Annotated in this window: 26 protein-coding genes; 11 read left to right on the top strand and 15 right to left on the bottom strand. The window is 71.8% G+C overall.

From position 1 onward, the window contains the following. Nucleotides 1-2 precede the first annotated feature (2 nt). From HWD93_RS01740 to HWD93_RS01730, 3 genes are read left to right on the top strand one after another with little or no spacing between them, the layout of a single operon-like run. Complete coding sequence (locus HWD93_RS01740; protein WP_070417443.1) at nucleotides 3-497, top strand: GNAT family N-acetyltransferase; 495 nt, start codon at nucleotides 3-5, stop codon at nucleotides 495-497. Nucleotides 498-549: 52 nt separating this feature from the next. Continuing rightward, nucleotides 550-702: a hypothetical protein gene (locus HWD93_RS01735; protein ID WP_175475652.1), complete on the top strand. Its 153-nt coding sequence runs from the start codon at nucleotides 550-552 to the stop codon at nucleotides 700-702. Nucleotides 703-753: 51 nt separating this feature from the next. Continuing rightward, nucleotides 754-1467 carry a hypothetical protein gene (locus HWD93_RS01730; RefSeq protein ID WP_261645858.1) on the top strand — a complete coding sequence of 238 codons (714 nt, stop codon included), beginning with the start codon at nucleotides 754-756 and terminating at the stop codon, nucleotides 1465-1467. A 173-nt stretch (nucleotides 1468-1640) separates the two neighbouring features. Here the strand turns inward: HWD93_RS01730 and HWD93_RS01725 are convergent, their stop codons facing one another. Then, nucleotides 1641-2219 carry a TetR/AcrR family transcriptional regulator gene (locus HWD93_RS01725; protein WP_261645857.1) on the bottom strand — a complete coding sequence of 193 codons (579 nt, stop codon included), beginning with the start codon at nucleotides 2217-2219 and terminating at the stop codon, nucleotides 1641-1643. Between the two features lie 77 nt (nucleotides 2220-2296). Here HWD93_RS01725 and HWD93_RS01720 point away from each other — a divergent pair, with 77 nt between their 5' ends. Continuing rightward, complete coding sequence (locus HWD93_RS01720; protein WP_261645856.1) at nucleotides 2297-3031, top strand: SDR family NAD(P)-dependent oxidoreductase; 735 nt, start codon at nucleotides 2297-2299, stop codon at nucleotides 3029-3031. A gap of 119 nt (nucleotides 3032-3150) precedes the next feature. Here HWD93_RS01720 and HWD93_RS01715 read toward each other — a convergent pair whose 3' ends face one another. Beyond that, the gene (locus HWD93_RS01715) at nucleotides 3151-3603 is read right to left on the bottom strand and encodes a hypothetical protein (RefSeq protein ID WP_071294247.1); all 453 of its coding nucleotides are present in this window, start codon (nucleotides 3601-3603) and stop codon (nucleotides 3151-3153) included. A gap of 134 nt (nucleotides 3604-3737) precedes the next feature. On the opposite strand from HWD93_RS01715, the gene glgX reads away from it, so the two are divergent. Then, nucleotides 3738-5756: a glycogen debranching protein GlgX gene (gene glgX, locus HWD93_RS01710; protein ID WP_261645855.1), complete on the top strand. Its 2019-nt coding sequence runs from the start codon at nucleotides 3738-3740 to the stop codon at nucleotides 5754-5756. 89 nt (nucleotides 5757-5845) lie between these two features. On the opposite strand, the gene HWD93_RS01705 is transcribed toward glgX, so the two are convergent. From HWD93_RS01705 to HWD93_RS01690, 4 genes are all read right to left on the bottom strand, one after another. Next, the gene (locus HWD93_RS01705; protein ID WP_261645854.1) at nucleotides 5846-6250 is read right to left on the bottom strand and encodes a PIN domain-containing protein; all 405 of its coding nucleotides are present in this window, start codon (nucleotides 6248-6250) and stop codon (nucleotides 5846-5848) included. Continuing rightward, on the bottom strand, nucleotides 6247-6477 hold the full coding sequence (locus HWD93_RS01700; protein ID WP_261645853.1) for a type II toxin-antitoxin system VapB family antitoxin: 231 nt from the start codon (nucleotides 6475-6477) through the stop codon (nucleotides 6247-6249). Before HWD93_RS01700 ends, HWD93_RS01705 begins: the two co-directional genes overlap by 4 nt. A gap of 119 nt (nucleotides 6478-6596) precedes the next feature. Then, complete coding sequence (locus tag HWD93_RS01695) at nucleotides 6597-7982, bottom strand: NAD-dependent succinate-semialdehyde dehydrogenase (protein WP_261645852.1); 1386 nt, start codon at nucleotides 7980-7982, stop codon at nucleotides 6597-6599. A gap of 17 nt (nucleotides 7983-7999) precedes the next feature. Next, nucleotides 8000-9412, bottom strand: a complete 1413-nt coding sequence (locus tag HWD93_RS01690) for an APC family permease (protein WP_261645851.1) — start codon at nucleotides 9410-9412, stop codon at nucleotides 8000-8002. A 303-nt stretch (nucleotides 9413-9715) separates the two neighbouring features. Here HWD93_RS01690 and HWD93_RS01685 point away from each other — a divergent pair, with 303 nt between their 5' ends. Next, a complete protein-coding gene (locus tag HWD93_RS01685; protein ID WP_261645850.1) occupies nucleotides 9716-10840 on the top strand; it encodes an esterase family protein in 1125 nt (374 codons plus the stop codon). 3 nt (nucleotides 10841-10843) lie between these two features. Here the strand turns inward: HWD93_RS01685 and HWD93_RS01680 are convergent, their stop codons facing one another. Together HWD93_RS01680 and HWD93_RS01675 are read right to left on the bottom strand one after the other, a co-directional pair. Beyond that, nucleotides 10844-11863 carry an agmatine/peptidylarginine deiminase gene (locus HWD93_RS01680; protein WP_261645849.1) on the bottom strand — a complete coding sequence of 340 codons (1020 nt, stop codon included), beginning with the start codon at nucleotides 11861-11863 and terminating at the stop codon, nucleotides 10844-10846. Further along, nucleotides 11860-12894, bottom strand: coding sequence for a nitrilase-related carbon-nitrogen hydrolase (locus HWD93_RS01675; RefSeq protein ID WP_261645848.1), 1035 nt, complete (start codon nucleotides 12892-12894; stop codon nucleotides 11860-11862). Before HWD93_RS01675 ends, HWD93_RS01680 begins: the two co-directional genes overlap by 4 nt. 60 nt (nucleotides 12895-12954) lie before the next feature. Between HWD93_RS01675 and HWD93_RS01670 the strand changes: the two genes are divergently transcribed. Both HWD93_RS01670 and HWD93_RS01665 read left to right on the top strand, forming a co-directional pair. Continuing rightward, nucleotides 12955-13395: a VOC family protein gene (locus HWD93_RS01670; RefSeq protein WP_261645847.1), complete on the top strand. Its 441-nt coding sequence runs from the start codon at nucleotides 12955-12957 to the stop codon at nucleotides 13393-13395. 108 nt (nucleotides 13396-13503) lie between these two features. Then, on the top strand, nucleotides 13504-14322 hold the full coding sequence (locus HWD93_RS01665) for an SDR family oxidoreductase (protein WP_261645846.1): 819 nt from the start codon (nucleotides 13504-13506) through the stop codon (nucleotides 14320-14322). Between the two features lie 12 nt (nucleotides 14323-14334). Here the strand turns inward: HWD93_RS01665 and HWD93_RS01660 are convergent, their stop codons facing one another. Continuing rightward, nucleotides 14335-15177 carry a helix-turn-helix transcriptional regulator gene (locus tag HWD93_RS01660; RefSeq protein WP_261645845.1) on the bottom strand — a complete coding sequence of 281 codons (843 nt, stop codon included), beginning with the start codon at nucleotides 15175-15177 and terminating at the stop codon, nucleotides 14335-14337. Between the two features lie 127 nt (nucleotides 15178-15304). On the opposite strand from HWD93_RS01660, the gene HWD93_RS01655 reads away from it, so the two are divergent. After that, complete coding sequence (locus HWD93_RS01655; RefSeq protein ID WP_261645844.1) at nucleotides 15305-16237, top strand: SDR family oxidoreductase; 933 nt, start codon at nucleotides 15305-15307, stop codon at nucleotides 16235-16237. Here the strand turns inward: HWD93_RS01655 and HWD93_RS01650 are convergent. Together HWD93_RS01650 and HWD93_RS01645 are read right to left on the bottom strand one after the other, a co-directional pair. Further along, nucleotides 16230-16883 (bottom strand): DUF1345 domain-containing protein, encoded by a 654-nt coding sequence (locus HWD93_RS01650; RefSeq protein WP_261645843.1) that lies wholly within the window; start codon nucleotides 16881-16883, stop codon nucleotides 16230-16232. The two genes, HWD93_RS01655 and HWD93_RS01650, sit on opposite strands and share 8 nt — an antisense overlap. Before the next feature lie 492 nt (nucleotides 16884-17375). Further along, nucleotides 17376-18458 carry a VanZ family protein gene (locus tag HWD93_RS01645; RefSeq protein ID WP_261645842.1) on the bottom strand — a complete coding sequence of 361 codons (1083 nt, stop codon included), beginning with the start codon at nucleotides 18456-18458 and terminating at the stop codon, nucleotides 17376-17378. 136 nt (nucleotides 18459-18594) lie between these two features. Here HWD93_RS01645 and HWD93_RS01640 point away from each other — a divergent pair, with 136 nt between their 5' ends. Next, entirely contained in the window at nucleotides 18595-19041 is a 447-nt protein-coding gene (locus HWD93_RS01640) for a hypothetical protein (RefSeq protein WP_261645841.1), read from the top strand. A gap of 64 nt (nucleotides 19042-19105) precedes the next feature. Here HWD93_RS01640 and HWD93_RS01635 read toward each other — a convergent pair whose 3' ends face one another. Genes HWD93_RS01635 through HWD93_RS01620 form a run of 4 tightly spaced genes read right to left on the bottom strand, consistent with a single transcriptional unit; the run spans nucleotide 19106 to nucleotide 23722 of the window. Beyond that, complete coding sequence (locus tag HWD93_RS01635) at nucleotides 19106-20443, bottom strand: NAD(P)/FAD-dependent oxidoreductase (protein ID WP_261645840.1); 1338 nt, start codon at nucleotides 20441-20443, stop codon at nucleotides 19106-19108. Further along, on the bottom strand, nucleotides 20443-21807 hold the full coding sequence (locus HWD93_RS01630; RefSeq protein WP_261645839.1) for an FAD-binding oxidoreductase: 1365 nt from the start codon (nucleotides 21805-21807) through the stop codon (nucleotides 20443-20445). Before HWD93_RS01630 ends, HWD93_RS01635 begins: the two co-directional genes overlap by 1 nt. A 2-nt stretch (nucleotides 21808-21809) precedes the next feature. After that, complete coding sequence (locus tag HWD93_RS01625) at nucleotides 21810-23243, bottom strand: aspartate aminotransferase family protein (protein WP_070417427.1); 1434 nt, start codon at nucleotides 23241-23243, stop codon at nucleotides 21810-21812. Continuing rightward, on the bottom strand, nucleotides 23240-23722 hold the full coding sequence (locus HWD93_RS01620) for an Lrp/AsnC family transcriptional regulator (RefSeq protein ID WP_070417426.1): 483 nt from the start codon (nucleotides 23720-23722) through the stop codon (nucleotides 23240-23242). The genes HWD93_RS01625 and HWD93_RS01620 overlap by 4 nt, the downstream gene beginning before the upstream one ends. Nucleotides 23723-23835: 113 nt before the next feature. Between HWD93_RS01620 and HWD93_RS01615 the strand changes: the two genes are divergently transcribed. Continuing rightward, nucleotides 23836-25278: an aminobutyraldehyde dehydrogenase gene (locus tag HWD93_RS01615; protein ID WP_261645838.1), complete on the top strand. Its 1443-nt coding sequence runs from the start codon at nucleotides 23836-23838 to the stop codon at nucleotides 25276-25278. Nucleotides 25279-25293: the final 15 nt, after the last annotated feature.

Here is a 25293-nt window from a genome sequence, read left to right as displayed (position 1 = left end):
CCATGGGAGACCCGCACGACGAGGCCGTGGTGATCCGCCCGGCGACGACCGCCGACGCCGAGGGCATCGCCAGGGTGCACACCACATCGTGGCGCGAGACCTACGGCCGGTTCGTGGACGATCCGGAGACCGACCCGTGGTTCGACCTGGGGCGGCGACTCGACATGTGGCGCGCGAACCTCGCCCAGGGGACGTTCGCGGCCGTGGTGGCCGACGGCGCTGACGGGATCGTCGGCTTCGCCGCGGTGGAGGCGACGCCCGAGCCCGACGCCGTCCGACCCGAGGAACTCACGATGCTGTACGTGCTCGGGCGCGCTCACGGCGACGGCAGCGGTCAAGCGCTCCTCGACGCGGTCCTCGGTGACCGTCCGGCATCGCTGTGGGTCGCCGAGGACAACCCGCGTGCGCACGCCTTCTACCGACGGAACGGATTCGCTCCGGACGGCGCGACGTCGAGCTTCGGCCCGATCGGCTCCACCGTGCGGCTCGTCCGCTGACCGACGCCCGTCCTGGACGGACACCGGACGCAGCGCGCGTACGGTCCGGGACATGAGCGACACCAGCGGAACCAGCGACCCCACCGACGCCGAGCGGCAGTACACCGAGGACCTGCCGGACGGCTCGCCCTCGGGCGACGCCACGAAGGACCCGGAGCAGGACAGCGACCACGACTCGGGCGGCGAGCCGGCGGACCCGCAGTAGTCCGCCCCGGTCGTCTCGCGCGGCGTCGGCGGCCCCTGCGATGATCGTGGCATGGACGAGACGACCGCTGCGGCGATCAGTGCGGTGGCCGCGACGGTGAGTGTCCCGGTGGCGGTCGCGTCCGCCGTCGTCGCATGGCGGGCGGGTCGGGCGGCCGAGCGCGCGGCGGATCAGCAGAACCAGCTCGGGCACGCCGCGTGGGTCGGCTCCTGGCAACCGACCGTCGACATGGTGCTCGACGCGGTCACGTACCGGTGGGCGACCGACACCGAGGTCTGGGAGTCCGGCGCCGCGACGGACCCCGGCCTCGTTCCGGGCGAGGGCGTCTCGCCGCGACGAGCACGTGACGAGCGCCTGCACGTCGAGGTGGTGGTATCGGGACGCCTCGTCAACCACTCGTCGCGTGAGGTTCTGGCGACCGCACACGCACTTCGTCGTCGGCGGGTGCGGTTCCCGTTGCGGAACCAGGGGGTGTTCCTGGTGGACGGCGTCGACCGCCACCAGGCCGTGGTCGCTGCGAACTCGACCATCGCCTTCCGGTGGATCGACCGGCTCCCGGTGGACGATTGGCTGCGGCACCTCGCGGCCTCGGACCGGTGGCCGGCCTTCGACGTGCCGATCAGGCTCCGGCGTCGTGGGCGGACGGATTCGCTGCAGTCCGGGAGGGTTCCGCGTGGTGTTGGACAGTCGGGCCGCCGAGCGGGTCTCCGAGGTCTGGACGGCGATCCTCGAGCGCCCAGCGGTCCGGCCGTGCGGTCGGGATGACCGGGACGAGCTGCTGTGGGCTCCGGCCGAGTCTGCTTCCGCCCCCATCGACGACGACGTCATCCGGTACCGGTGCGCTGCCGACAGCACGCTGGCACAGCTCCGGCCGCCGCGGCTGCGTCTCGTGCCGGGTCGACTCTGACCCCGGGTGCTGTCCGGCGGATCCCGCCCGTTCAGGCGTCGACGAGCCGTTCGGCGGCCGCCCGCGCCGCCGCTGCCCAGGGCCGCGACGGGTCAGCCTGCGCGCTCGCCATCGCGCCGTCGTAGAGCAGGCAGAGCTGTAGCGCCTTGCCGTCCGGATCGGCTGCGTCGGCCTCCGCGAGCAGTGACGTGAAGAGTCCCCGGACCCACGTGCGGTGCTCGAGCGTCACCTCGTGCGTGGGGTGCCCGGCGCCGTACTCCGCCTCGACGTTGATGAACGGGCAGCCCCGGTAGCCCGGAGCCGCGAACCACTCCCCGAGCAGGTCGAACACCGCCAGGACGCGGTCGCGCGGCGTGCTCCCGCGCCCGGGGAGCTCGGCGGCGACGTGCTCCTGCCACGACCGGCTCCGTCCTTGCAGGTAGCCGAGCACGAGGTCGTCCTTCGTCCGGAAGTGCGTGTAGAGGCTCGCCTTCGAGATGTCCGCCTCGGCAGCGACCTGGTCCACCCCGACCGCGTGGATCCCCTGCTCGTAGAAGAGCCGGTCGGCCGTGGCGACCGCGCGCTCGTACGCGGGTCGGCGGCGGGTTCGGGGAGTCGACGTGTCGGACATGGTTTGACTTTACTGCACTGATCTGTACAGTTACCAGCGATTCAACCAAACCGATCTGTTCAGTTAGGACATCGACCATGACCACCACCGCCCTCGTCACCGGGTCCACCAGCGGCATCGGCCGCGCCACCGCCGAACGCCTCGCCGCGGAGGGGATGCACGTCGTCGTCTCCGGCCGGAACGCCGAGCGAGGTGACGAGGTCGTACGGGGGATCCGTGTGGCCGGTGGCACGGCCGACTTCGTCCGGGCGGACTTGCGTGACGCCGCCAGCGCGAAGGAGCTCGCCGAGGCGGCGCTCGCGATCGGGGGCGGCCGGGTCGACGTGCTCGTCAACAGCGCGGGCATCTTCCCCTTCGGCGCGACGGCTGACACCACCTCGGAAGGTTTCGACGAGGTCTACGACGTCAACGTGAAGGCGCCGTACTTCCTGGTCGCTGCTCTCGCTCCGGGCATGGCAGAGCGCGGTGCGGGCGCGATCGTGAACGTCACGACGATGGTCGCCGAGTTCGGTGCGGCCGGCATGGGGCTGTACGGCTCGACGAAGGCGGCGCTCGTCCTGCTGACGAAGTCGTGGGCGGCCGAGTTCGGCCCCGCCGGCGTCCGCGTGAACGCCGTGAGTCCCGGCCCGACCCGCACCGAGGGCACGGCCGCCATGGGGGAGAGCCTCGACCAGCTCGCCGCTGCCGGTCCGGCCGGACGGCCGGGCACGGCCGGGGAGATCGCCGAGGCGATCGTCTTCCTCGCCACCGACGCGGCCTCGTTCGTGCACGGCGCGGTCGTGCCGGTGGACGGTGGTCGGATCGCGGTCTGACGCGACCCGCTGACGGACAGGAGGCGCGGTGTCAGCTCGCACCGCGCCTCCAGTCCTCCTGCGCTTCGTCCAGTTGCCACGAAGGACCGGGAGCAGGACAGCGTCGGTCTGCGCCCTCGTCAGTCGGCGGCGCGGATGGGCTCGCCGGTGTCCGGGTCCCAACCGACCACCCGCGGCTGCGCGACCCGGGCAGCAGGGCGCTGGCGTGGCGGGAAGTACCCGCGAGCAGCTGGCAGGTACGGCAGGAACGCGGCGACGGCACCCAGTACGCCGTTCGCGGTGGTGAGTCCGTACGGCGGCAGGAGGGCGCCGATGGCTCCGACCACACCGAGCACCGCCATCCAGAACCGCGCGCGTCCGGACCCGCGGCCGACGCGCAGTGCACCGAACACGAACCAGCCGAGGATCGCCAGGCCGATGGCGACCGGCACGAGGGCCCAGGGGCCACCGGACGACACCGTTCCGGGCAGGTCCACGAGTCGTGTGACCAGGTCGCACGCGAACAGCACGAGCCACAGCACGACGGCTGCGGTCACGAGGACGGGGCGGGAGCGCGGGACACCGGTGGTCACGTGGTGATCCTAGGACCGGAGTTGCGCTGCGCACCACGCCCTGGTGCTCGCACTCGTCTTCATCGCGCAGCTCGGTCGGCAACGGGGTACGTCCGCGCGCGGAGGCCACAGTCGCCGACCGGTAGAACGACGGCATGACCACTTCTTCCCGCACCCCGCTCGGCGTGACACTCGTCGACGGCGGCGCGAACGTCGCTCTCTTCTCCAGCACCGCCGAGCGCGTCGAGTTCTGCCGGTTCGACGAGGACGGCACCGAACACCGCACCGAGCTCACGAACCGCACCGGCTACACCTTCCACGACGTCGTCCCGGACGTGACCGTGGGGACCCGCTACGGCTTCCGCGTCCACGGCGCATGGGACCCGGCGAAGGGCCTCCGCCACAACCCGGCGAAGCTGCTGCTCGACCCGTACGCCACCGCCGTCGACGGCACGTACCAGTGGGGCCAGGCGCTGTTCGGCCACGACATGCAGCACCCCGAGCAGATCGACGAGACCGACTCGGCCGCGGCGATGCCGAAGTCCGTCGTCGCCGACCGCGACTTCGACTGGGGCGACGACGCGCGACCCCGCACGGCCCTCGCCGACACGGTCGTGTACGAGGTCCACGTCAAGGGCTTCACGAAGCAGCACCCGGACGTGCCCGAGGAGATCCGCGGCACGTACGCCGGACTCGCGCACCCGGCGGCGATCAAGCACCTCACCGACCTCGGGGTGACCGCCGTCGAGCTGCTGCCGACGCACCAGTTCGTGCAGGACTCGACCCTCGCCGACAAGGGCCTCCGCAACTACTGGGGCTACAACAGCATCGGGTTCTTCGCCCCTCACGACGAGTACTCGTCGTCCGGCACCGCCGGCCAGCAGGTCGCCGATTTCAAGGCGATGGTGCAGGCCCTGCACGCCGCCGGCCTCGAGGTCATCATGGACGTCGTCTACAACCACACGGCCGAGGGCAACCACATGGGCCCGACGCTCTCGTTCAAGGGCATCGACAACGAGTCGTACTACCGCCTGGTCGAGGGCGACGAGGCGAACTACTTCGACACGACCGGCACGGGCAACAGCCTCAACGTGTCGCACCCCGCGGCGCTCGGCCTCGTCATGGACTCGCTCCGGTACTGGGTCGAGGAGATGCACGTGGACGGCTTCCGCTTCGACCTCGCGACGACGCTGACCCGTCAGGGCGGCGAGGCGGAGAAGCACTCGGCGTTCCTCGACATCATCCACCAGGACCCGGTGCTCCGCGAGGTGAAGATGATCGCCGAGCCGTGGGACACCGCCGGCTACCAGGTCGGCGGATTCCCGGCGGACTGGTCGGAGTGGAACGGCAAGTACCGCGACGACCTGCGCGCGTTCTGGCGCGGCGATGCGGGCACCCTCGGTGACGCCGTGCAGCGCGTGCTCGGCAGCCCGGACGTCTACGAGGGCTCCCGTCGCTCCCCGCTGTGCTCGGTCGACTTCGTCACCGCCCACGACGGTTTCACCCTGGCGGACCTGACGATGTACGCCGAGAAGCACAACGAGGCGAACGGCGAGGACAACAACGACGGCGAGAGTGACAACACCTCGTTCAACGGCGGCGTCGAGGGGCCGACCGACGACGGCGTGGTGAACGACTACCGGAACCGGCAGCGCCGCAACTTCCTCGGCACGCTGCTGCTGTCTGCGGGCGTGCCGATGATCCTCGGCGGCGACGAGATCGCCCGGTCGCAGGGCGGCAACAACAACGCCTACTGCCAGGACGACGAGATCTCGTGGTTCGACTGGGCCGCGGCCGACCGGGACCTGCTGGCCTTCACGACCGAGGCGATCGCGTTCCGCCGCGACCACGTGTCCCTGCGTCCCGAGTGGTACCGCACGGCCCCGGGCGACTCGGCGTCCACGGTGGACGTGCTCCGTGCCGACGCGAAGGGGTTCGACGACGCCGACTGGGCGGACGGCGGCAACCGGGCGGTCATGCTCGTCCTGCAGCAGGGCGACGACACGGTGGCGGTGCTGCTCAACGCGTCGGAGACCACCGTCGAGTTCACCCTGCCGGAGAAGCCGGGTGGCGGGCGCTGGTCCCTCGGGCTGTCGAGCGACCCGGACCAGGCCGTCGGCGACGACGCGGCGACCGTGCTGGTGCGCGACGCGTCGTTCACGGCGCTGGTCTGATCGCTCGGGCGACCATCTGACGGACGGGAGGCGCGGTGCCGGCTGGCACCGCGCCTCCCGTCATGCGGGAGCAGTGCGGTCGCGCCCGCTCACCGCTCCGGCAGGTACTCGTGCCGGAAGTCCGGCACGACGGCAGCGATGTGGTCGTAGTCGCGGTCAGCCGTGAGCACGATCGCCTCGTTCGCGATCGCGTACGCGGCGATCAGCGAGTCGACCGCTCCGGCGCCACGGACGTACCCGCCGTTCCACAGTGCGCTCTGCAGCGTGAGGACGTCGGCTGCGCTCGGGTGCTCCTCGGCGGGGAAGAACACCGCCATGTCGCGTCGGAACTCCGCGTGCTCAGCCGCATCGCGTGCGGAGAAGCAGTACTCGAGCACCTGCGGCGGGCACGTGAGGATGAGGTCCTGCGTCGACACCGCACGGAGTCGTGTCGCGATGGCGGGATGACGCCCGGCCTTCCACCACACCGAGTTGTCGACGATGTACGCGCTCACGCCTCGTCCGAGGGGACTCCCGGCGCGGAGTAGTGCTCGACGGGAGCACCCGTCTGTTCGTCGGTGAACGTCCGGCCCACGATCCGCTCGACGGCGTCGGGCTGGCGCCGCACCGCGATGAGCGTCTGCAGCGCGCGGTTCACGACGTCGCGGTTCGTGCGTGCGCCCGTGAGTTCCTTGGCGGTGTCGAGCACCGCCTGGTCGAGGTCGATCGTCGTGACGGTCATCGTGTCCGCTCCTTCCGTGCTTGCAGACCACGACTATACACCCGCTTATATAACGGACGGGAGGCGCAGTGCCAGCCGGCACCGCGCCTCCCGTCCGTCCGTGGGCCGGGTCGCGGGCGTCAGCCGCCGATGCGGATCAGCTTCTTGTTGACGAACTCGTCGGCCCCGAGGGGGCCGAGCTCGCGGCCGAAGCCGCTCGCCTTGACGCCGCCGAAGGGGAGCTCCGGACTGTCCGCGCCGACGATGTTCACGTAGACCATCCCGGCCTCGATGCGATCGGCGACGCGCAGCGCCTGCTCGGCATCGGTCGTGAAGAGGTACGAGCCGAGGCCGTACGGGGTGTCGTTCGCGATCGTGATCGCGGCGTCCTCGTCCTCGACCCGGTAGACGGCGGCGACGGGGCCGAAGAACTCCTCGCGGTACGCGTCGTTCTCGGGCGTGACGCCGGTCAGGATCGTCGGGGTGAAGGCGTTCCCCTGGCGCTGGCCGCCGGTGACGACGGTTGCGCCCTGGGCGGTCGCGGCCGCGAGCTGCTCCTGCAGCCGGTCGGCAGCGGCGGGGGAGGACAGCGGACCGAGTTCGGCACCGGGCGTGGTCGGGTCGGTGGGTGAGACCGCGGCCATCGCGTCGGTGAACTTCGCCAGGAAGTCGTCGTACAGGTGGTCGGCGACGAGGAAGCGCTTCGCGGCGTTGCAGACCTGGCCGTTGCCCTCGAGGCGGGTGGCGACGGCTGATGCGACCACGGCGTCGAGGTCGTCGGTCGACAGCAGGACGAACGGGTCCGAGCCGCCGAGCTCGAGGACGACCTTGGTGAGGTTGCGGCCGGCGATCTCGGCGACGGCGGCACCGGCGCGTGCGGAGCCGGTGAGGGAGACGCCCTGGACGCGCGGGTCGGCGATGACGTCGGCCGCCTGGTCGTTCGTGGCGAAGACGTTCGTGTACGCGCCCTCGGGGAAGCCCGCGTCGTGGAAGACCTGCTCGATCGCGAGTGCGGACTCCGGGCACTGCGGGGCGTGCTTGAGCAAGACGGTGTTGCCGATGACGAGGTTCGGACCGGCGAACCGGGCGATCTGGTACGCGGGGAAGTTCCACGGCATGATGCCGAGCAGGACGCCGATCGAGGACTTCCGGATGAACGCGCTGCCCTCGCTGCCGTCCGCCAGGGTGATCGGCTGGTCGGCGAGGAACTCCTCGGCGTGGTCCGCGTAGTAGTCGTAGATGTCGGCGCAGAAGTCGACCTCGCCCACGGCCTGGTCGATCGGCTTCGCCATCTCGCGGACGATCGTCGCGGCGAGGTCGTCCCGACGCTCCCGGTACAGCTCGGCGACGCGGTGCAGCAGCGCGGCGCGGTCGGCGACGGTGCTCGTGCGCGACCACTGGGCGTGCGTGCGGTCGGCGGTGTCGATCGCCGCGCGGAGCTCGTCGTCGGTGATGGTCGGGAACGTGGCGAGGGTCTGGCCGGTGGCCGGGTCGGTGACCGCGTAGACGGTGGCCGTGTCGTTCATCGTGTCTCCTGTGTGGTTCAGACCTGGTCGGTCAGCTGCTTGTTGACGCCGGTGACGGGCTGGTTCTCGTCGAAGCCCTTCGGCTGGATCCGGAACCCCTTCGTGATCACCAGCAGGTACACGAAGCCGATCGCGGCCCAGACGCCGCCGGCGATGAGGGCGTCGGCGTGCAGCTGAGACCAGAGAACACCGGTCAGCAGCATCGCGACCCCGGGGAGGGCGATGAAGGCGAACCGGTCACGGGCGGTGTGCCGGCGGCCCTCGCGCCAGGCGAAGTGCACGATGACCGTCAGGTTGACGAACGTGAACGCGATGAGGGCGCCGAAGTTGATGTACGCCGAGATGGTGTCGAGCGAGAACGTCATCGCGAGGAGCGTGACCGCCCCGACGATGACGACGTTCGGGATGGGCGTGCGGGTCCTCGGGCTCACGTAGCCGAAGACCTTCTTCGGCAGGACGTTGTTGCGGCCCATCACGAGCAGCATGCGGGCGACGCTGGCGTGCGAGGCCAGGCCCGAGGCGAGCGCGGCGACGAACCCGGCGGCGACGAGGATCGCCTGGAACACCCTGCCGCCGACGAGCAGCCCGATCTGGGGCAGCGGGTCGTCGGTGAACTCGCCGAACGGGGCGTTGGTCGGGAAGCGGAGCTGGGCGAAGTACGCCGAGACGAGGAAGATGAGCCCCCCGATGAGGACGGTCAGCAGGATCGCCTTCGGCATGATGCGGATGCTCTTCGCCTCCTCCGTGTACATCGTCACCGCGTCGAACCCGATGAACGAGAAGCACACGACGGTCGCCCCGGTGAGGAGCGCCGACATCGTCACGCCGTCGTGCACGAAGGGCTCGGCGCTGACCACCGTGCCGGCACCGGCACCCTCGACGAGTTCGATCACGGCGAAGACGACGAAGGCGATCATCGCGAGGATCGCCCCGATGAGCAGGACCATGTTGAGGTTCGACGTCCCGCGCATCGACAGGCAGATCACCGTCGTGACGAACACCGTGTAGACGACCACCGTCACCCACGCGGGCAGTGCCGGGAAGACCTGCTCGAGGTACAGGCGGATGATGAGCGCGTTCACCATCGGGAGCAGCAGGTAGTCGAGCAGGGACGCCCAGCCGACCATGAAGCCGGCGTTCGGGTGGATCGACTCCCGCACGTAGGTGTAGGCCGATCCCGCGGCCGGGTAGACGCGGACCATCTTCCCGTAGCTGATCGCCGTCAGGAGCATGATCACGAGGGCGATGAGGTACGCACTCGGGACGGCGCCGTTCGTCTCGCCGGAGACGATGCCGAAGGTGTCGAACACCACGGTCGGCGTCATGTACCCGAGGCCGAGTCCGACGATCGCCCACAGCCCGAGACTCCGCTTCAGGGACCCACCACGCGCGGTGCCGGGCGGGGCGGTGACGATGGTCGGTGACGCCATGGGGAGTTCCTCCTGCTCGCAGCCGGAGCTGCGGGGGCCGGGGTCCGCGCGGCGGTGCGCGGACCTGATCGGGTGGACCGATCCGCTGACGATACCGACGCCGCGGGCAGCGTCGGACCCGCCACGGAGTACACGATGCGAGGCAGGGATGTACGCGGTGTCGCTTGCCGACCGGAGCCTGGGACCGGCCGGGAAGATGCTCAGCCACGGTGCCGGAACCGCGGGCGCACTCCCGGCACGGCTCCCTACGATCGGCTCGGCACGACCGGCACCGGGCCGGACGTCGACGGACGAGGACGACCGATGACACGGACACGAGGACTGCTCGCCGCCGGGCTGGTGGTCGGCCTCGCGCTCGGCGCGGCCGGTGGGTGGGGTGTCGCCCACGCGACCGGTGCGGGTGGGACGGGCTCCGCCGCTGGCGGGCGGGCCGTCGCTGCGGAGCCGAGCCGCGCCTCCACGGCCCGCGCGACGACCGTGCCGAGCGCACCCCCCTCCGCGCACGCCCCGATCGCGACCACGGCCGGCGGGATCCCCGCTGCCGAGGCACCCGGGTCCACTCCCGCTCCGGCGAGCGTCGACCTGGCGAGGACGTGGACCGCACCGGCCGACCTGCCGACGCAGGGGCGGCTGCTCCGGGTGACCATCCCGGCCACGCGATCGCACTTCGTCGCACGCCAGGCACTGCTGTACCTGCCCCCGGCCGCGCTCACCGCCGACCCACCGGCGCTGCCCGTCGACGTGCTCCTGTCCGGCCAGTCCCGCGGTGCCGGCCCCGAGGACGTGCAGACCGGCGGGGCGATCGAGCAGACGATGGACGCGCTCGCGACCGTCGACCGTGGCCTCGCACCGATCGTCGTCGTGCCCGACCAGCTCGGCCCGCGGTCGGCGAACCCGATGTGCGTCGACGGGGCGCTCGGCAACAGCCGGACCTACCTCACCGAGGACGTCCCGGCGTGGGTGACGAGCCACCTGCGGGTGCAGACCGCGGCCTCCGCGTGGACCATCGGCGGGTTCTCGCAGGGTGGGACGTGCGCGATCCAGCTCGGGGCGGGGGACCCCTCGCGGTTCGGCAACCTCATCGACGTCTCCGGCGAGGACGGGCCCACGCTCGGCAGCGAGACGAAGACCGTCGACGAGGGGTTCGCCGGGAACCGGGCGGCGTGGGCGGCTGCGCAGCCGGCGGCGCTGCTGCGTGCCGGTGCGCCGTTCCGGGACTCGAACGCGTTCTTCGCGGCCGGGGCCCTCGACACCACCTACGGGCCCGTGATGCCCGTGATGGCCGGGCGGGCGCGGGCAGCGGGGATGCACGTCGCGACGTGGGTCGTGCCGGGTGGGCGGCACAGCTGGGTGACGGCGCGGGCGGCGCTCGCCGCGGGGCTCGACTGGTTGCAGCCGCGGGTGGGGCTCGGGGCGCCGGCGGCCTGACGTCTACCGCGCCGCGGGCTCCTGCTGCGTGATGCAGTGCAGCCCACCGCCGCGCGCGAACACCTCGCGCGCGTCGATCGTCCGCACCTCGCGCCCCGGGTACACGTCCGCGAGGATCCCCCGCGCCCGCTCGTCCGCCGCCGGCTCCCCGAACCCGCACGCGATCACCGCGCCGTTCACCACCACGTGGTTCACGTAGTTCCAGTCGACGGGTCCGTCGGCGTCGGCGAGCGTCGCGGGTGCGGGCAGCTCGACGATGGTGGCGTCCGTGGCCTCCTCGATCGCCCGTCGGACGATCGGCATCACGAGGTGGTCCGGGTGGCCGGGGTCCGGCTGGGCGTGCAGCAGCACGGTGTCCATCGCGGCGCCGGCGAAGGTCGCCACCATGTCGACGTGCCCCCGGGTGCCGAAGCCGTCGTAGTCGCGGGTGAGACCGCGGGGCAGCCAGACCACGTCGGTCGCGCCGATCGTCCGCGCCAGCTCCTGCTCCACCCGCGCGCGGTCGGCGTAGGGGTTCCGTCGGGGATCGAGCTGGACCGTCTCGGTGACGAGGACGCGTCCGGTCCCGTCGACGTGGATCGCCCCGCCCTCGTTCACGAGCAGCGACGGGATCCGTTCCACCCCGGCGGCCGCGGCGACCGTGGCGGCGACCTCGGCGTCGCGCGTCCACGTCGACCACGGGTTCGCGCCCCAGCCGTTGAAGACCCAGTCCACCGCGCCACGGGCCCCGGTCACGTCGTCGACCACGAACGTCGGACCGATGTCGCGCATCCAGAAGTCGTCGAGGGGCGCCTCGAGCACGTCCACGGCGCCGGACAGGAGGCGTCGGGCGTCGTCGCGCGCGACCGGGTCGACGGCCACGGTGACGGCCTGGTACTCGCTGATCGCGTTCGCGGTCGCCGCCCAGACGGCACGCGCCGCCTCGGCGCTCGCCGGGTCGTCGCCGAGCGTCAGCCCGGGCCGCGGGAACGCCATCCAGGTGCGTTCCTGCGGGGCGGTCTCGGGAGGCATGACCCACGTCATGCGCGCACCTCGCGTCCGGCGGGGGTCGCCGCCACGGCGATGGCCGCGTCGATCGCGTCGCGTGCGCCGTACGCGTGGCGTTCCTCGTCGACGGGGGCGACGAGCGTGCCGTACAGGTCCGGTCGGCGCGTGACGTAGAAGGGGAAGAGCCGGAGCCACTCCGTGCGGGCGTCGAGGTCGAGGTCCGCGACGAGCACGACACTCGCGTCCCGCGGTGCCTCGACGAGGACGCGGCCGAACGGGTCGGAGATGAACGACGAGCCGTAGAAGGTGATGTCGCCCTCGTCGCCCCAGCGGTTCGGGACCACCATGAACTGCCCCGAGGTGATGCCGTTCGCCACGATGACCTGCCGCCAGATCGGCGCGGTGTCGAACGCGGGGAACGACGGCTCGGACCCGATCGCCGTCGGGTACGCGAGGACCTCGCTGCCGGCGATACCGTACGACCGCGCGACCTCGGGGAACCACTCGTCCCAGCAGGTCGGCAGGCCCACACGGGCGCCGAGTCCGGCCGGCTCGTACACCGGGAAGGCGTCGGCGTCGGAACCCGGGCGGAAGTAGGTGTCCTCGTAGTAGCCGGCGCTGATCGGGATGTGCGTCTTGCGCGTCCGTCCGACCAGCGTGCCGTCCGGCGCGACGAGGACGGCCGTGTTGTAGCCGCGCGGGTCCTCGGGCCGGTCGTCGGCGGCCGGACGCTCGTACAGCGAGGCGTGCACGAACACCCCGTGCTCCGCCGCCTGGGCGCGGGCGAACGCGACCGTCGGGCCGTCCTCGAGCGACTCGGCCGACTCCTTCGGTGCGCCGGTCGCGGGGGTGTCGCCCGGGTAGCGCGAGAGCGTCAGTTCGGGGAGGAACACCGCGGTGGCGCCGTTCGCCGCTGCCGTCGCGATGCCGTCCGCGAGCTGGGCAAGGTGGGCCGCGGGATCCTCGAGCCACCGGGACTGCACGAGGCCGACGCGCAGGCGGCGTCGGGGTCGGCCGGTGTCCTCGTGCAGGGGAGACGGCTGCGGTGTGCCGGTGATGACGTCCATGACGCCATTGTTGATCGCACGATCAACGAGCGCAACCCCCTCGAGGTGTTGTGTGGACGCATGAGCGAACCCATCGTCACGCCGCTCGGCTTCTCGCACGTCCGGTTGACGGTCACCGACATCCGACGCAGCAAGGCGTTCTACGAGCAGTTGTTCGGGATGCCGCCCGGGAGCGACTTCAGCGACCAGATCGACGACCCGACGATCCACGACGACCCGTGGCGGACCTACGGCGGGTGTTCCTTCACGTTCGGCGGGCAGACCCTGGGCCTGCGGCCGGTCGCGCCGGCGGGGGACCGGTTCGACGCCGACCGGGTCGGCCTCGACCACGTGTCGTTCCGGGTCGCCTCGGTCGACGAGCTGCACGCCGCGGTGGGCCGGCTCGACGCGGCGGGGATCGAGCACGGCGAGGTGACCGGCCTGCCGCCGTTCGGGCTCGTGATCCTGTCCGTGCAGGACCCGGACGACGTCAACCGGGAGTTCGCGGCGCCCCGGGCGTGAGTCGGTGTCGCCCGAGGGGCTGTCCGGTCGGCGCGCGCGTCCCCCGGGCGTCGAGGTGACACCCGTGCCCCGGGCGTTGGCTGATCCGGTCAGACAACAGGAGGACACATGAGCAAGACCTGGTTCATCACCGGCGCGTCCAAGGGCTTCGGCCGCGAGTGGACGGAAGCGGCACTCGAGCGCGGGGACTCCGTCGCCGGGACCGCCCGCAACCCCGACGACGTGCACGACCTCGTCGACCAGTACCCGGACACGTTCCTCGCACTGCAGCTCGACGTCACCGACCGTGCAGCCGACATCGCCGCGGTCCAGCGTGCCGCCGAGCACTTCGGCTCCCTCGACGTCGTCGTCAACAACGCCGGCTACGGCCACTTCGGCATGGTCGAGGAGCTCACCGAGGACGAGGTGCGCGCGCAGCTCGAGACGAACCTGTTCGGTGCGCTCTGGGTCACCCAGGCGGCGCTGCCGATCATGCGCGAGCAGGGGTCCGGACACATCATCCAGGTGTCGAGCATCGGCGGGATCAGTGCGTTCCCGACGGTCGGGGCGTACCACGCGTCGAAGTGGGCGCTCGAGGGGATCTCGCAGTCGCTGTCCCAGGAGGTCGGCGGGTTCGGCATCCACGTCACCCTCGTCGAGCCCGGCGGGTTCTCGACGGACTGGTCCGGTCCGTCCTCGAAGCACAGCGAGGAGATCGCCGCCTACGCCGACGTGCGCGAGGCCGCGTCCAAGCGCCCGTCCGCCGCCGACCCGGGCAAGCCGAAGGCGACCCGGTCGGCGATCCTGAAGGTCGTCGACGCGGACGAGCCGCCGCTGCGGGTGTTCTTCGGCAAGGCGCCGCTCGGCATCGCGGAGCGTGACTACGAGTCGCGGTTGGCGACCTGGCGCGAGTGGCAGCCGGTGGCCGAGGAGGCACACGGCGCCTGACGACCTCCGAGGTCAGGCGCGACCGACCGCCGAGCCGACCACGGCGAGCAGCCGAAGTCGCTCGGCGGTCTCGCTGCCGGGTTCGGCGGTGTACACGAGCAGGTTCTGCGAGCTGTCGGGGTCCTGCAGCACCTGGCACTGCAGGGTGAGCAGCCCGACCTCGGGGTGGCGGTAGGTCTTCACGTCACGCGGGCGGATGCCGACCTCGTGGCGCGCCCAGACCTCGCGGAACTCCTCGCTCGTCGCGAGCAGCCGTTCGGCCAGGTGTGCGGCCCGGGAGTCGGGTCCGCGGCGAGCGATGACGGTGCGGAGACCCGAGGCGTACATCCGGGACAGGAAGGGGTGGTCCTCGACCGGGTGGACGTCTCGGGATGCCGGGTCGTCGAACCACCGGTACCCGATGCTCCGGTCGTCGCCCCGTCGGCCGCTGGCGTCACCGGTGAGTTCGGCGGCGAGGGACGTCTGCTGCAGCGTCTCGCCCAGCTCGGTGACGATCTCGGCCGGGCTGTCGGCGAGTCGGTCGAAGATGCGCATCATGCCGGGGCTGACGTGCTCGCCGCCGGACGCCGCGGTCGGGGGCTCGTGTCCGGCGAGGCGGAAGAGGTGGTCGCGCTCCGCGATCGTGAGGCGCAGGCCCTGCGCGATCGACGCGAGCATCTGGTCGGACGGCTGCGGTCCGCGCTCCCGTTCCAGCCGCGCGTAGTAGTCGACGGACATGTTGCTCAGCAAGGCCGCCTCCTCGCGCCGCAGCCCGCTCGTGCGACGGCGCTGGCCCCGGGGCAGGCCGACGTCCTCGGGCTGCAGGGCCGTCCGACGGCTGCGGAGGAAGTCCGCGAGGGACGCTCGGTCGATCATGCGCCCATCCTCTCCCGGGGCGTCGACCGCAGCCACGGATCGTCAGGCCGTGGTTGCGCGTCCACGACACGGCGACGATCGTCTCGGGTGCCGGATCGGGTGCTCACCACGACGGAAGAGGCGGACCATGGCACGGAACGAACGACTCACCCTCCCGGACCTCGGCGGGCACCGGGTCCTGGTGACCGGAGCGAGCGACGGCATCGGACTGGAGATCGCCGCGCGCTTCGCCGGCGCCGGGGCGGAGGTGGTCGTGCCGGTGCGCAACCGCGACAAGGGAGCGGCGGCCGTCGCCCGGATCGCCGCGCAGCACCCGGATGCATCCGTGCTGCTCGAGGACCTGGACCTCTCCTCGCTGGAGTCCGTGTCGACGCTCGGGGAGCGGATGCGGTCCGAGGGCGCGCCGATCGACGTGTTCGTGGGGAACGCCGGCGTGATGAACCCGCCGGAGCGGCAGACGACCCGGGACGGCTTCGAGCTGCAGTTCGGCACGAACCACCTCGGGCACGTCGCACTCGTCGGCGCCCTGCTCCCCCTGCTCCGTGCCGCCGACGGTCGGGTCGTGATGCAGTCGAGCGTGGCGGCGCAGCGTGCCTCGATCCGGTGGGACGACCTGCAGTCCGAGCGGGACTACGACGTCGCGCGGGCGTACGGGCAGTCGAAGCTCGCGTGCGCGCTCTTCGCCCTCGAGCTCGGTCGGAGGAGCCGGGCCGGCGGGTGGGGGATCACGAGTGCGGTCAGCCACCCCGGCGTCGCACCCACGAGCCTGCTCGCCGCACGCCCGGAGATCGGACGCTCGGGCGACACCGTGGCCGTCCGGCTGATCCGCTGGCTGTCGGCGCGCGGCCTCCTCGTCGGGACCCCGGCCTCGGCGGCGGAGCCGGCCCTGCTCGCGGCGACCGACGCGGACCTCGACGGAGGCTTCGTCGGTCCGACCGGACCCGGGCAGCTCGGCGGACCGGCCGGCCGTCGGAAGCCGTGGGCGCCGTTGCTCCGTGACGAGGACGCCGCTCGGCTCTGGGACGTGTCGGAGTCGCTCGTCGGGAGTTCGGTCAGCTGATGATGTTCACCGCGCGAGAGATCACGAGCGCCAGCAGGATGAACCCGCCGATCGACTGGTAGGCCATGATCATCTTCGCCCGGATGGTCATCGGCATCGTGTCCGTCGGGCTGAACGCCATCATGTTCGTCAGCGCGACGTAGAGGTAGTCGAGGTACACCGGCCGCCAGGCCGCTGTCTTCGGGTCGGTCTCCTGCGGGAACTGGAAGTCGGCGCGGTCGGTCACCCACAGCCCCGGCTGCCGTCGGGCGACGGGGCCGCCCCGGTCGAGCTCCCAGTACACGAGCCCGAACGCGATGATGCTGCTCACCCAGACCTGCAGGGCGGTCAGGAGCACCGCGCCGCCGTCGGGGTGCCCGTGCAGCAGCTCGTCGACCGTGCGGACGACGGTCAGCTGGTTCGCGACGGTCAGCAGGACCGCGAGGCCCGTGGACAGCCACCGCGACCAGGTGGTCTCACGGGTCAGCCGCCGAGGGTTGAACACGATGAGCGGGGTGAGGAGCAGTACCCCGAGGAGCGGGACCACCCAGGACGGGAAGAACAGGACCTCGTCGGGCAGGAACAGGCTCAGCGCGAGGTTCACCAGCACGGCGACGGCGACCGGCCCGCGGTGCTCGTGCCGGGGTGTGGTCCGCGTCGTCGTCACGGCTCCGAGTGTGGCACTCGAACACCGTTCCGGGCCCGTGCGACCCGTGAGCGTCCGGTCAGTACGACCCCCGTGTCGCTCTCACCGGAACATGGAACATCAGTAGGCTGGTGGCGGGCCGCGTCACCGCCGGAGCGTGGCCCGAGCAAGGATGAAGCCCACCGCTGGGACAACAGCGATGGGCTTCGATTTGCTCTCCGAGTGGAGAACGAGGGACACGATGCGTCCCGAGCTTGAACTTGGAGCCAGCGTAGCCCGATCACCGTCGGGTCGCACGTCCCTCGGCCCCTGCTCTTCGTGTCCGCCGGCGCTGACACGGAAGGTGGTTCGGATGTCCTCCGACGACGAACCGCGTCGACGCCGTCAGGTGCCGTGGTTGGGGATCGCGACGTTGCTCGTGACCCTGGCCCGGCTCCTGCACGACGTGTGGCGCAAGGGTTGAGCCCAGGGTGTCCCGCGCTCTTGCCGGCGCGGGGCACCCGTCGGACCCCCTCAGCCGACGCGCGCCGGCACCCGGTCGTCCTCGACCTCCGCCCGGATCACCGCGAGCGCGAACCCACGCCGGCCGCGTGTCGCCCACACCGCGATGACCGACGTCACCGCGAGCACGAACGCGAGGAACGCGGAGAACGGGACGTCCACGGCGAGCAGTGCCGCCCACCCGCCGGAGCCGAGCGCCCAGCGCACCACGCGCCTCCCGGTCCCCGGTGTCGGGGCCGGACGGAGCCGGACGACGTGCTCACCGAGGGTCCGGCCTGTCGCGAGCACGACCACGAGCTGTGCGAACGGGGCGACCAGGGCACCGGCGGTGATGAGCGTGCCGAGCACCGGGTCCTGGTCGTCCCGCCCGGCGATCGCCCACACCAGGGCGGTCCCGACGCTCAGCGTGCCGGACAGGAGCCAGATCGCCAGCACGTCCGCGAGCATGCCGGAGAACCGTCGTGCCGCGGTGACCGGGCGCGGGGCGTCCGCGTCGGTGGTCCGCCCCGACCCGGCGAGCAGCCCCACGAGCGGGGCGAGGAGCGTGCCGACCACGGCGCCGGTCGTGTTCGCGAGCAGGTCGTCGACGTCGAAGAGGCGGTACGAGCACGGGTAGAGGAACCAGTCGCCGGTGAGCTGCGTCGTCTCGATGAGCAGGGACACCACGAACCCGGCGCCGAGCCCGACGAGCAGGCCGGCGAACACGCGCCTCCGGGCGACCGCGTGCCGGGCGAGTGCACCGAGGGGCACGAAGAGCAGCACGTTGAACAGGACCTGCGCGGACGCCGGGTTGGACAGCAGCGACCGGGGTCCGGAGATCCCGCCCTCCTTCGCGACGTCCCCGAGGAACGCGAACGGCGTCAGCTGCGGCGAGGCCGTGTTCCGGCACATCGTCGCGACGTCGTCGGGCAGCGGCAGCAGCGTGTAGGTGACGAGCGCGAGGGCGTAGACGAGCGTGCCGAACGCGACGAGCGAGCGTCGGAAGCCGAGCTGCCCGTGACGGCGGTACTCCCACGCCGTCCACGGCACGAGCGCCCCGACGGCGAGGACGACCCCCACGACGAACGCGATCACGCCTGGCAGCACGGTTCCCATGCGGTCGACGGTACTGACTGCGCGGGCGGACGGTGCCGATGTCAACCGCTCGGAGGACCCGGGATCGATCCGTCGTCGCACGGGGTCGCGTCGCCCGGAGGACGATCCGCGGGCGGTCGGTGCGCAGGCTGGTGGCATGTCCGAACGCAACCGTCCCACCGTCCGTCTCCTCGCCGCCGCCGTGGTCGCCGGCTCCGTCGCGGTGTTCGCGACCGGGTGCAGCTTCGTCCAGCAGCAGACGGGCGATGCCTGGTCCGTGACCTACGAGGTCCGCGTCGACCAGCCGAGCGGGGCCGCGCTCACGGACGTGCGGGTCGAGGGTGCCGAGCGACGGGGCGAAGCGCCCGCGGTGCACCGGCTCGACGAGCAGGAGACCGGGTCCTCGGACGGCGACGGGTCGCAATGGGAGCACGACGCGATCGTCCTCGCCGAACAGCGGGCGTCGGTGCGGGCGACGCCGGGCGCCGGGGCCACGGCGACGTGCCGGATCCTGCTCGACGGGAAGCGCGAGATCGCGAGCGAGACGTCGGCGCGGCCGGGCGACGCGGTGCGGTGCTCGGCGGACACCCCGGCCTTCGACTGACGGAGCGTCACGCCCGACCGGGCGGCGGGTGCCGGCCGGATCCGGCCGACTCCGGCCCCGCCCGTCAGCCGGGCAGCGGCCCCGCCAACGACCCGGCCGACACCTCGTGCCCGAGCAACCGCCCCGCCGCCCGCAGCCCGGAGAGCAGCGCCCCGTGCACCGTCGCGGGGTCGTCGCCCCACGTGGCCTCACCGGCGAGCTGCACCCGCCCCGACGGGGTGCCGAGCAGGTCGTGGTCGTCCGGTGACGCCCCCACGTGCAGGTACGAGTACGACCCGCGCGCGAAGGGGTCCGCCGCCCACCGGGTGATCCGCACGCCGTCCGGCTCCGGGACCGTGGGCCCGAACATCCGGCGCAGCGCCTCGACCGCCTCGTCGACGACCAGGGCATCGGGCAGCGACTCGATCCGCCGCGCGCCGGCACCGCCCACGAGCGCCGCGAGCACCGGTTCGCCGGTCACCCGGGACATGTCGTACCAGGAGTGCCAGTCGACCCCGGCCGGACCCTGCTGCCGCACCACCCAGTCGTCACCCCAGAAGCGCTCGGGGAACCGCAGGAACACCTTGTCGTAGACGCCCATCCCGAGTCGGCCCATCGCGTCGAGCACCGCGGGCTCGAGCGGTGGCTCGAACGTGATCGCGCCGGCCTGCAGCACGCCGAGGGGCGCCGTGACGACGACCTCCGCAGCGGACACGGTCGTCCCGTCGGCGAGCCCGACGACCACGCCCGAGGACGACGAGCGCACGGCGGCGACGACGGAGGACAGCCGCACGTCGAGCCCGGCCGCCAGGGCGTGCGCGTACTGGGCGTAGCCGCCGGGGAACACCACCTCGTCGCCGGCGACGTGCTCCTCGTCGAGCCCGTGCGCGTCGAGCACGGTGACCGGGGCGCCGCAGAGGTCTTCGGAGCGGTGCGCCGTGTACTCGCGGATCCGCGCGGCCCGGTCGCCCTGCCACTGCAGGGACCGCAGCGCGGTGTCGACGGCGGACGCGTAGGTCGCCGGCGGCGGGGCGTCGGCGACCACCGCGGCGAGGGCCGCGTCGACGGTGTGCAGGTCCGCGACGAACGACGCGGCCTCGGGCGCGGTCAACCGCCGTCCGGACGGGGCGTGCCAGCCGATCGGCCGCCCGTCGAACTGGAAGCTGCCGACGGTGAACTCGACGGTCTCGATCCCGAACGCGGACGCCAGGGACCAGAGCGGGTTCCCTTCGATGCCGTGGATCCACGAGGCTCCGAGGTCGACCGGCACCCCGATCTCGTCGTCGGTCCAGGTGCGGCCACCGATGCGGTCGCGGGCTTCGAGCACGACGACGCGCTGCCCGCCCTGCACGAGCGCTCGAGCAGCGGCGAGCCCGGCGACCCCAGCCCCCACGACGACGACGTCGGCATCGAGTGCAGCCATCAGTGTCCTCCGGTCAGCGGTGCCATCAGGCGGGCGGCGAGGCTCGGCCGCCCGGTCAGTGCTTCCTCGCGGTCGGCCAGGTCGGTGGCCACGAGCCCGGCGTTCGCCCCGAGGAACCGCAGCGGCTCCGGCTCCCAGTCCGGCGACCGGTGGTTCACCCACGGCAGCGCGGTCAGCGGCGAGGACACACCCCGCACGAGGTCGGCGAGCGTCCGTCCGGCGAGGTTCGTCGTGGACAGGCCGTCGCCGACGTAGCCGCCGGCGGTCCCGACGTGGCCGTCCCACGTGACCGAGGCGCACCAGTCCCGGGGCACCCCGAGGGGTCCGCCCCACGTGTGGGTGACCGGGGCGTCGGCGACGGCGGGGAACAGCTCGACCAGGGACCGCCGCAGGTGCTCGAACACGCGTGGTACCCGGTCGTAGCCGGGGGTGATCGCTGACCCCCAGTGGTAGCGGGCTCCGCGTCCGCCGAACGCCAGTCGGTCGTCCGCCGTGCGCTGCCCGTACACGAGCAGGTGCCGGTAGTCGGAGAACGTCTGCCCGTGTTCGAGCCCGACACGGTCCCACACCGCGACCGGCAGGGGAGCGGTCGCGATCATGAGCGAGTACAGCGGCAGGATGCGCCGCTTCGTCTGCTCGAGCTGCGCGCCGTAGCCCTCGACCGCGATGACCACGGCACCGGCGGTGACGGTCCCGCGCGACGTGACCACGTGCCCTGGACCCCACGAGACGGCGGGCGTGTGCTCCGCGATCCGGACGCCCCGCGCCTCCAGGGCCGCCGCCAGGCCGCGCACCAGCGCTGCGGGCTGGACCCGCGCGCAGTCCGGCGTCCACGCGACACCGGCCGATCCGGCGGCATCGCCGGGCCGTGCGTCGCGGTACGTCATGTCGTCGCCCCACGCGTCCGAGGCGGCGACCTCGTCGCGGGCCGCGCGTTCCTGCACGACGGAGCGCGCGTAGAGGACGGTGCCGCCCTTGACGTAGTCGCAGTCGACTCCGGCCTCGGACGCTGCGCGCCCGACCTCGTCGACGGTGTCGCGCATCGCCCGACGCAGGGCGAGGGCCGCGTCGCGGCCGTGCTCGCGGGCGATCGCCTCGGCGGACCGCGGGAACAGTGCGGAGCACCAGCCGCCGTTGCGTCCGGACGCGCCGAAGCCCGCGATCTCGCGTTCCACGACGACGACCTGGAGGCGCGGGTCGGCCTGGTGCAGGTACCACGCGGTCCAGAGACCGGTCAGTCCACCGCCGACGATGCAGACGTCCGCGGTGGTGTCGCCGTCGAGCGGCGGGCGGGGCGTCAGGTCGTCGCGGCCACTCGTGACGAGCGCGTCGAGCCAGAACGAGACGCCCCGGTAGCCGGTCACGGTCAGATCTTCGTCCAGGCCTCGGACAGGACGCTCCGCAGGATCGAGGTCATCTCGCGGAACTCCGGCTGCCCGATGGTGAGCGGTGGCGCGAGCTGCACGACGGGGTCGCCGCGGTCGTCGGCACGGCAGTACAGCCCGGCGTCGAACAGCGCCTTCGACAGGAACCCGCGGAGCAGGCGCTCCGACTCGGCGTCGTCGAAGGTCGTCTTGGTGGCCTTGTCCTTCACGAGTTCGATGCCGTAGAAGTACCCGTCACCACGGACGTCCCCGACGATGGGCAGGTCGCGCAGCGTGTCGAGCTCGGCCTTGAAGAGCGGGGCGTTCTGCTGGACGTTCTGCAGGAGCCCCTCTTCCTCGAAGATGTCGAGGTTCTCCATCGCGACGGCGGCGGAGACCGGGTGCCCGCCGAACGTGTACCCGTGGTAGAAGGTCGTGTCGCCCGTGGAGAACGGCTCGAAGAGCTTGTCGCTGATGATCGTCGCGCCGATGGGGGAGTAGCCCGAGGTCATCGCCTTCGCGCACGTGATCATGTCCGGCACGAAGCCGTAGGTGTCGCACGCGAACATGGTGCCGATCCGACCGAACGCGCAGATCACCTCGTCGGAGACCAGCAGCACGTCGTACTCGTCGCAGATCTCGCGGACCCGCTGGAAGTACCCGGGCGGCGGGGTGAAGCAGCCGCCGGAGTTCTGCACCGGTTCGAGGAAGACCGCGGCGACGGTGTCCGGACCCTCGAACTCGATCATCTCGCGGATGCGCTCGGCCGCCCAGAAGCCGAACTCCTCCTCGCTCTCGCCGGCGAAGCCCATCTCGGCGGCGCGGTAGTAGTTCGTGTTCGGCACGCGGAAGCCACCCGGCGCGAGCGGCTCGAACATCTGCTTCATCGCCGGGATGCCCGTGATCGCGAGCGCTCCCTGCGGGGTGCCGTGGTACGCGACCGCGCGGGAGATCACCTTGTGCTTCATCGGCTTGCCGCGGAGCTTCCAGTAGTACTTCGCGAGCTTGAACGCGGTCTCGACGGCCTCGCCGCCACCGGTCGAGAAGAACACCTTGTTGAGGTCGCCGGGGGCGTGGTCGGCCAACCGGTCCGCGAGCTCGATCGCCGCGGGGTGCGCGTACGACCAGATCGGGAAGAACGACAGCGTCTCGGCCTGCTTGGCGGCCATCTCGGCCAGGCGCTTCCGGCCGTGGCCCGCGGCGACGACGAACAGGCCGGAGAGCCCGTCGATGTACTCCTTGCCGTGGCTGTCGTAGACGTGGTGCCCCTCGCCGCGGACCATGATCGGCACGTCGGCACCGGCCTGGTTCGCACCGTGCCGGGCGAAGTGCATCCACAGGTGGTCGCGCGACTTCTGCTGCAGCGCGGCGTCGTCCACCGGTGCGAACGGGTCGTACGAGCCGAGACGGGTGGTGGGTCGTTCGGAGATGGTCATCGCGTTCCCCAGTCGTAGAGCTGTTTGCGGAGTTGCAGGTAGACGAAGGTCTCGGTGCCGGCGACGCCCGGGATCGCCCGGATGGTGCCGTTCAGGAGTTCGATCAGGTCGTCGTCGTCCTCGCAGACGACCTCGACCATGAGGTCGAAGCTCCCGGCGGTCATGACGAGGTAGTCGACCGCCGGGAGCCGTTCGAGTTCGTCGGCGACGGTTCGGGTGTCGCCGCTGACCCGGATGCCGATCATCGCCTGGCGGTGGAACCCGAGTTGCAGGGGGTCCGTCACCGCGACGATCTGCATGACGCCGGTCTCGGTCAGCTTCTGGACGCGCTGCCGGACCGCCGCTTCGCTGAGACCGACCGCCTTGCCGATCTCGCCGTACGGACGGCGCCCGTCCGCCTGGAGTTGTTCGATGATCCGCTTCGAGGTGTCGTCGATCGGTCCCGGACGTCGTGGTGCTGCCGCCATGCCGGACAGCATTGCAGCGCCATCGCCCAGAAAGCAAGGGAATCCGTTGTGAACACCGTGTTTCACGACGATTTCCGTTGTTACAAGTCTTCCGAACCGGCTTTTTCCGTGCCAGTATCGCCGCCATGCGGGAGACCACGAAGACGAGCGAGGTCCGGAACTTCATCGGGGGCGCGTCCGTCGAGGTCCGTGCCGACGCGGCCTTCGACCTGATCGACCCGACCGACGAGCACGTCTACGGCACGTCGCCGGTGTCCAGCGCCGCCGACGTCGACGCGGCCTTCCGTGCGGCGAGCAGCGCGTTCGGGACGTGGGGCCGCACCACACCGGCGGAACGACAGCTCGCGCTCTTCCGGATCGCCGACGCGATGGAGCAGCGGGCGGAGGAGTTCGCCGACCTCGAGTCGCTCGACACCGGGAAGCCCCGCGCCACCCTCGTCGAGGACGAGATCCTGCTCTCCGTCGACCAGATCCGCTTCTTCGCCGGCGCCGCCCGGAACCTCGAGGGGCGGAGCGCCGGCGAGTACATGACCGACCACACGTCGTTCGTCCGGCGCGAGCCGATCGGTGTCGTCGCCCAGGTCACCCCGTGGAACTACCCGCTCAACATGGCGGTGTGGAAGTTCGCGCCGGCGCTCGCCGCGGGGAACACGACCGTGCTCAAGCCGAGCGACACCACCCCGCTGTCGACCCTGCTGCTGGCCGAGGTCGCTGCCGAGTTCCTGCCGCCGGGTGTCCTCAACGTCGTCGTGGGGGACCGGACGACGGGCGCCGCGATGATCGACCACCCCACGCCGCAGCTCGTGTCGATCACCGGCTCCGTCCGCGCCGGCATCGAGGTCGCCCGCGCCGCCGCCAGTGACCTCAAGCGGACCCACCTCGAACTCGGCGGCAAGGCCCCGGTGATCGTGTTCGACGACGCCGACGTCCCCGCTGCCGTGGCCGGCATCGTCGCCGCCGGCTTCTTCAACGCCGGGCAGGACTGCACCGCCGCCACCCGCCTGCTCGTGCAGGACGGCATCCACGACGAGTTCGTGGCGGCGCTCGCCGAGGCGGCGCGGACCGACGCGCAGACCGGCCCGGACGCACCGACCCCGTACTTCGGCCCGGTGAACAACGCGGCCCAGCTCGCCCAGGTCCGGTCGTTCATCGACACCCTCCCCGACCACGCGTCCATCGAGCTCGGCGGCCACCGCCTGGGCGACCGCGGCTTCCACCACGAGGCGACGATCGTCTCCGGTCTCCGGCAGGACGACCGCGCCGTGCAGCAGGAGATCTTCGGCCCGGTGCAGACCGTCCAGCGCTTCTCGACCGAGCAGCAGGCCCTCGCGTGGGCGAACGGCGTCGAGTACGGCCTGGCGAGCTCGGTGTGGACGACAGACCACGCGCGGGCGATGCGCTTCGCCCGCGACCTCGACTTCGGGTGCGTGTGGATCAACACCCACATCCCGATCGTCGCCGAGATGCCGCACGGCGGCTTCAAGCACTCCGGCTACGGCAAGGACCTGTCCCAGTACGGGTTCGACGACTACACCCGCATCAAGCACGTCATGTCCTACATCGGCTGAGCCCGAACCCGACCC

Origin of the sequence: Curtobacterium sp. C2H10 (assembly GCF_025407985.1) — a bacterium.
Lineage (GTDB): Bacteria > Actinomycetota > Actinomycetes > Actinomycetales > Microbacteriaceae > Curtobacterium.
Note: the sequence above shows the minus strand (reverse complement) of the source record. Positions and strands in the feature narration are given on the sequence as shown.

What these genes read in the sequence shown, in the direction of transcription:
- HWD93_RS01740 (WP_070417443.1), top strand. Translation starts at nt 3, where the DNA reads ATGGGAGACCCGCACGACGAGGCCGTGGTGATCCGCCCGGCGACGACC.
- HWD93_RS01735 (WP_175475652.1), top strand. Translation starts at nt 550, where the DNA reads ATGAGCGACACCAGCGGAACCAGCGACCCCACCGACGCCGAGCGGCAG.
- HWD93_RS01730 (WP_261645858.1), top strand. Translation starts at nt 754, where the DNA reads ATGGACGAGACGACCGCTGCGGCGATCAGTGCGGTGGCCGCGACGGTG.
- HWD93_RS01725 (WP_261645857.1), bottom strand. Translation starts at nt 2,219, where the DNA reads ATGTCCGACACGTCGACTCCCCGAACCCGCCGCCGACCCGCGTACGAG.
- HWD93_RS01720 (WP_261645856.1), top strand. Translation starts at nt 2,297, where the DNA reads ATGACCACCACCGCCCTCGTCACCGGGTCCACCAGCGGCATCGGCCGC.
- glgX (WP_261645855.1), top strand. Translation starts at nt 3,738, where the DNA reads ATGACCACTTCTTCCCGCACCCCGCTCGGCGTGACACTCGTCGACGGC.
- HWD93_RS01700 (WP_261645853.1), bottom strand. Translation starts at nt 6,477, where the DNA reads ATGACCGTCACGACGATCGACCTCGACCAGGCGGTGCTCGACACCGCC.
- HWD93_RS01695 (WP_261645852.1), bottom strand. Translation starts at nt 7,982, where the DNA reads ATGAACGACACGGCCACCGTCTACGCGGTCACCGACCCGGCCACCGGC.
- HWD93_RS01690 (WP_261645851.1), bottom strand. Translation starts at nt 9,412, where the DNA reads ATGGCGTCACCGACCATCGTCACCGCCCCGCCCGGCACCGCGCGTGGT.
- HWD93_RS01685 (WP_261645850.1), top strand. Translation starts at nt 9,716, where the DNA reads ATGACACGGACACGAGGACTGCTCGCCGCCGGGCTGGTGGTCGGCCTC.
- HWD93_RS01680 (WP_261645849.1), bottom strand. Translation starts at nt 11,863, where the DNA reads ATGACGTGGGTCATGCCTCCCGAGACCGCCCCGCAGGAACGCACCTGG.
- HWD93_RS01675 (WP_261645848.1), bottom strand. Translation starts at nt 12,894, where the DNA reads ATGGACGTCATCACCGGCACACCGCAGCCGTCTCCCCTGCACGAGGAC.
- HWD93_RS01670 (WP_261645847.1), top strand. Translation starts at nt 12,955, where the DNA reads ATGAGCGAACCCATCGTCACGCCGCTCGGCTTCTCGCACGTCCGGTTG.
- HWD93_RS01665 (WP_261645846.1), top strand. Translation starts at nt 13,504, where the DNA reads ATGAGCAAGACCTGGTTCATCACCGGCGCGTCCAAGGGCTTCGGCCGC.
- HWD93_RS01660 (WP_261645845.1), bottom strand. Translation starts at nt 15,177, where the DNA reads ATGATCGACCGAGCGTCCCTCGCGGACTTCCTCCGCAGCCGTCGGACG.
- HWD93_RS01655 (WP_261645844.1), top strand. Translation starts at nt 15,305, where the DNA reads ATGGCACGGAACGAACGACTCACCCTCCCGGACCTCGGCGGGCACCGG.
- HWD93_RS01645 (WP_261645842.1), bottom strand. Translation starts at nt 18,458, where the DNA reads ATGGGAACCGTGCTGCCAGGCGTGATCGCGTTCGTCGTGGGGGTCGTC.
- HWD93_RS01640 (WP_261645841.1), top strand. Translation starts at nt 18,595, where the DNA reads ATGTCCGAACGCAACCGTCCCACCGTCCGTCTCCTCGCCGCCGCCGTG.
- HWD93_RS01635 (WP_261645840.1), bottom strand. Translation starts at nt 20,443, where the DNA reads ATGGCTGCACTCGATGCCGACGTCGTCGTCGTGGGGGCTGGGGTCGCC.
- HWD93_RS01625 (WP_070417427.1), bottom strand. Translation starts at nt 23,243, where the DNA reads ATGACCATCTCCGAACGACCCACCACCCGTCTCGGCTCGTACGACCCG.
- HWD93_RS01620 (WP_070417426.1), bottom strand. Translation starts at nt 23,722, where the DNA reads ATGCTGTCCGGCATGGCGGCAGCACCACGACGTCCGGGACCGATCGAC.
- HWD93_RS01615 (WP_261645838.1), top strand. Translation starts at nt 23,836, where the DNA reads ATGCGGGAGACCACGAAGACGAGCGAGGTCCGGAACTTCATCGGGGGC.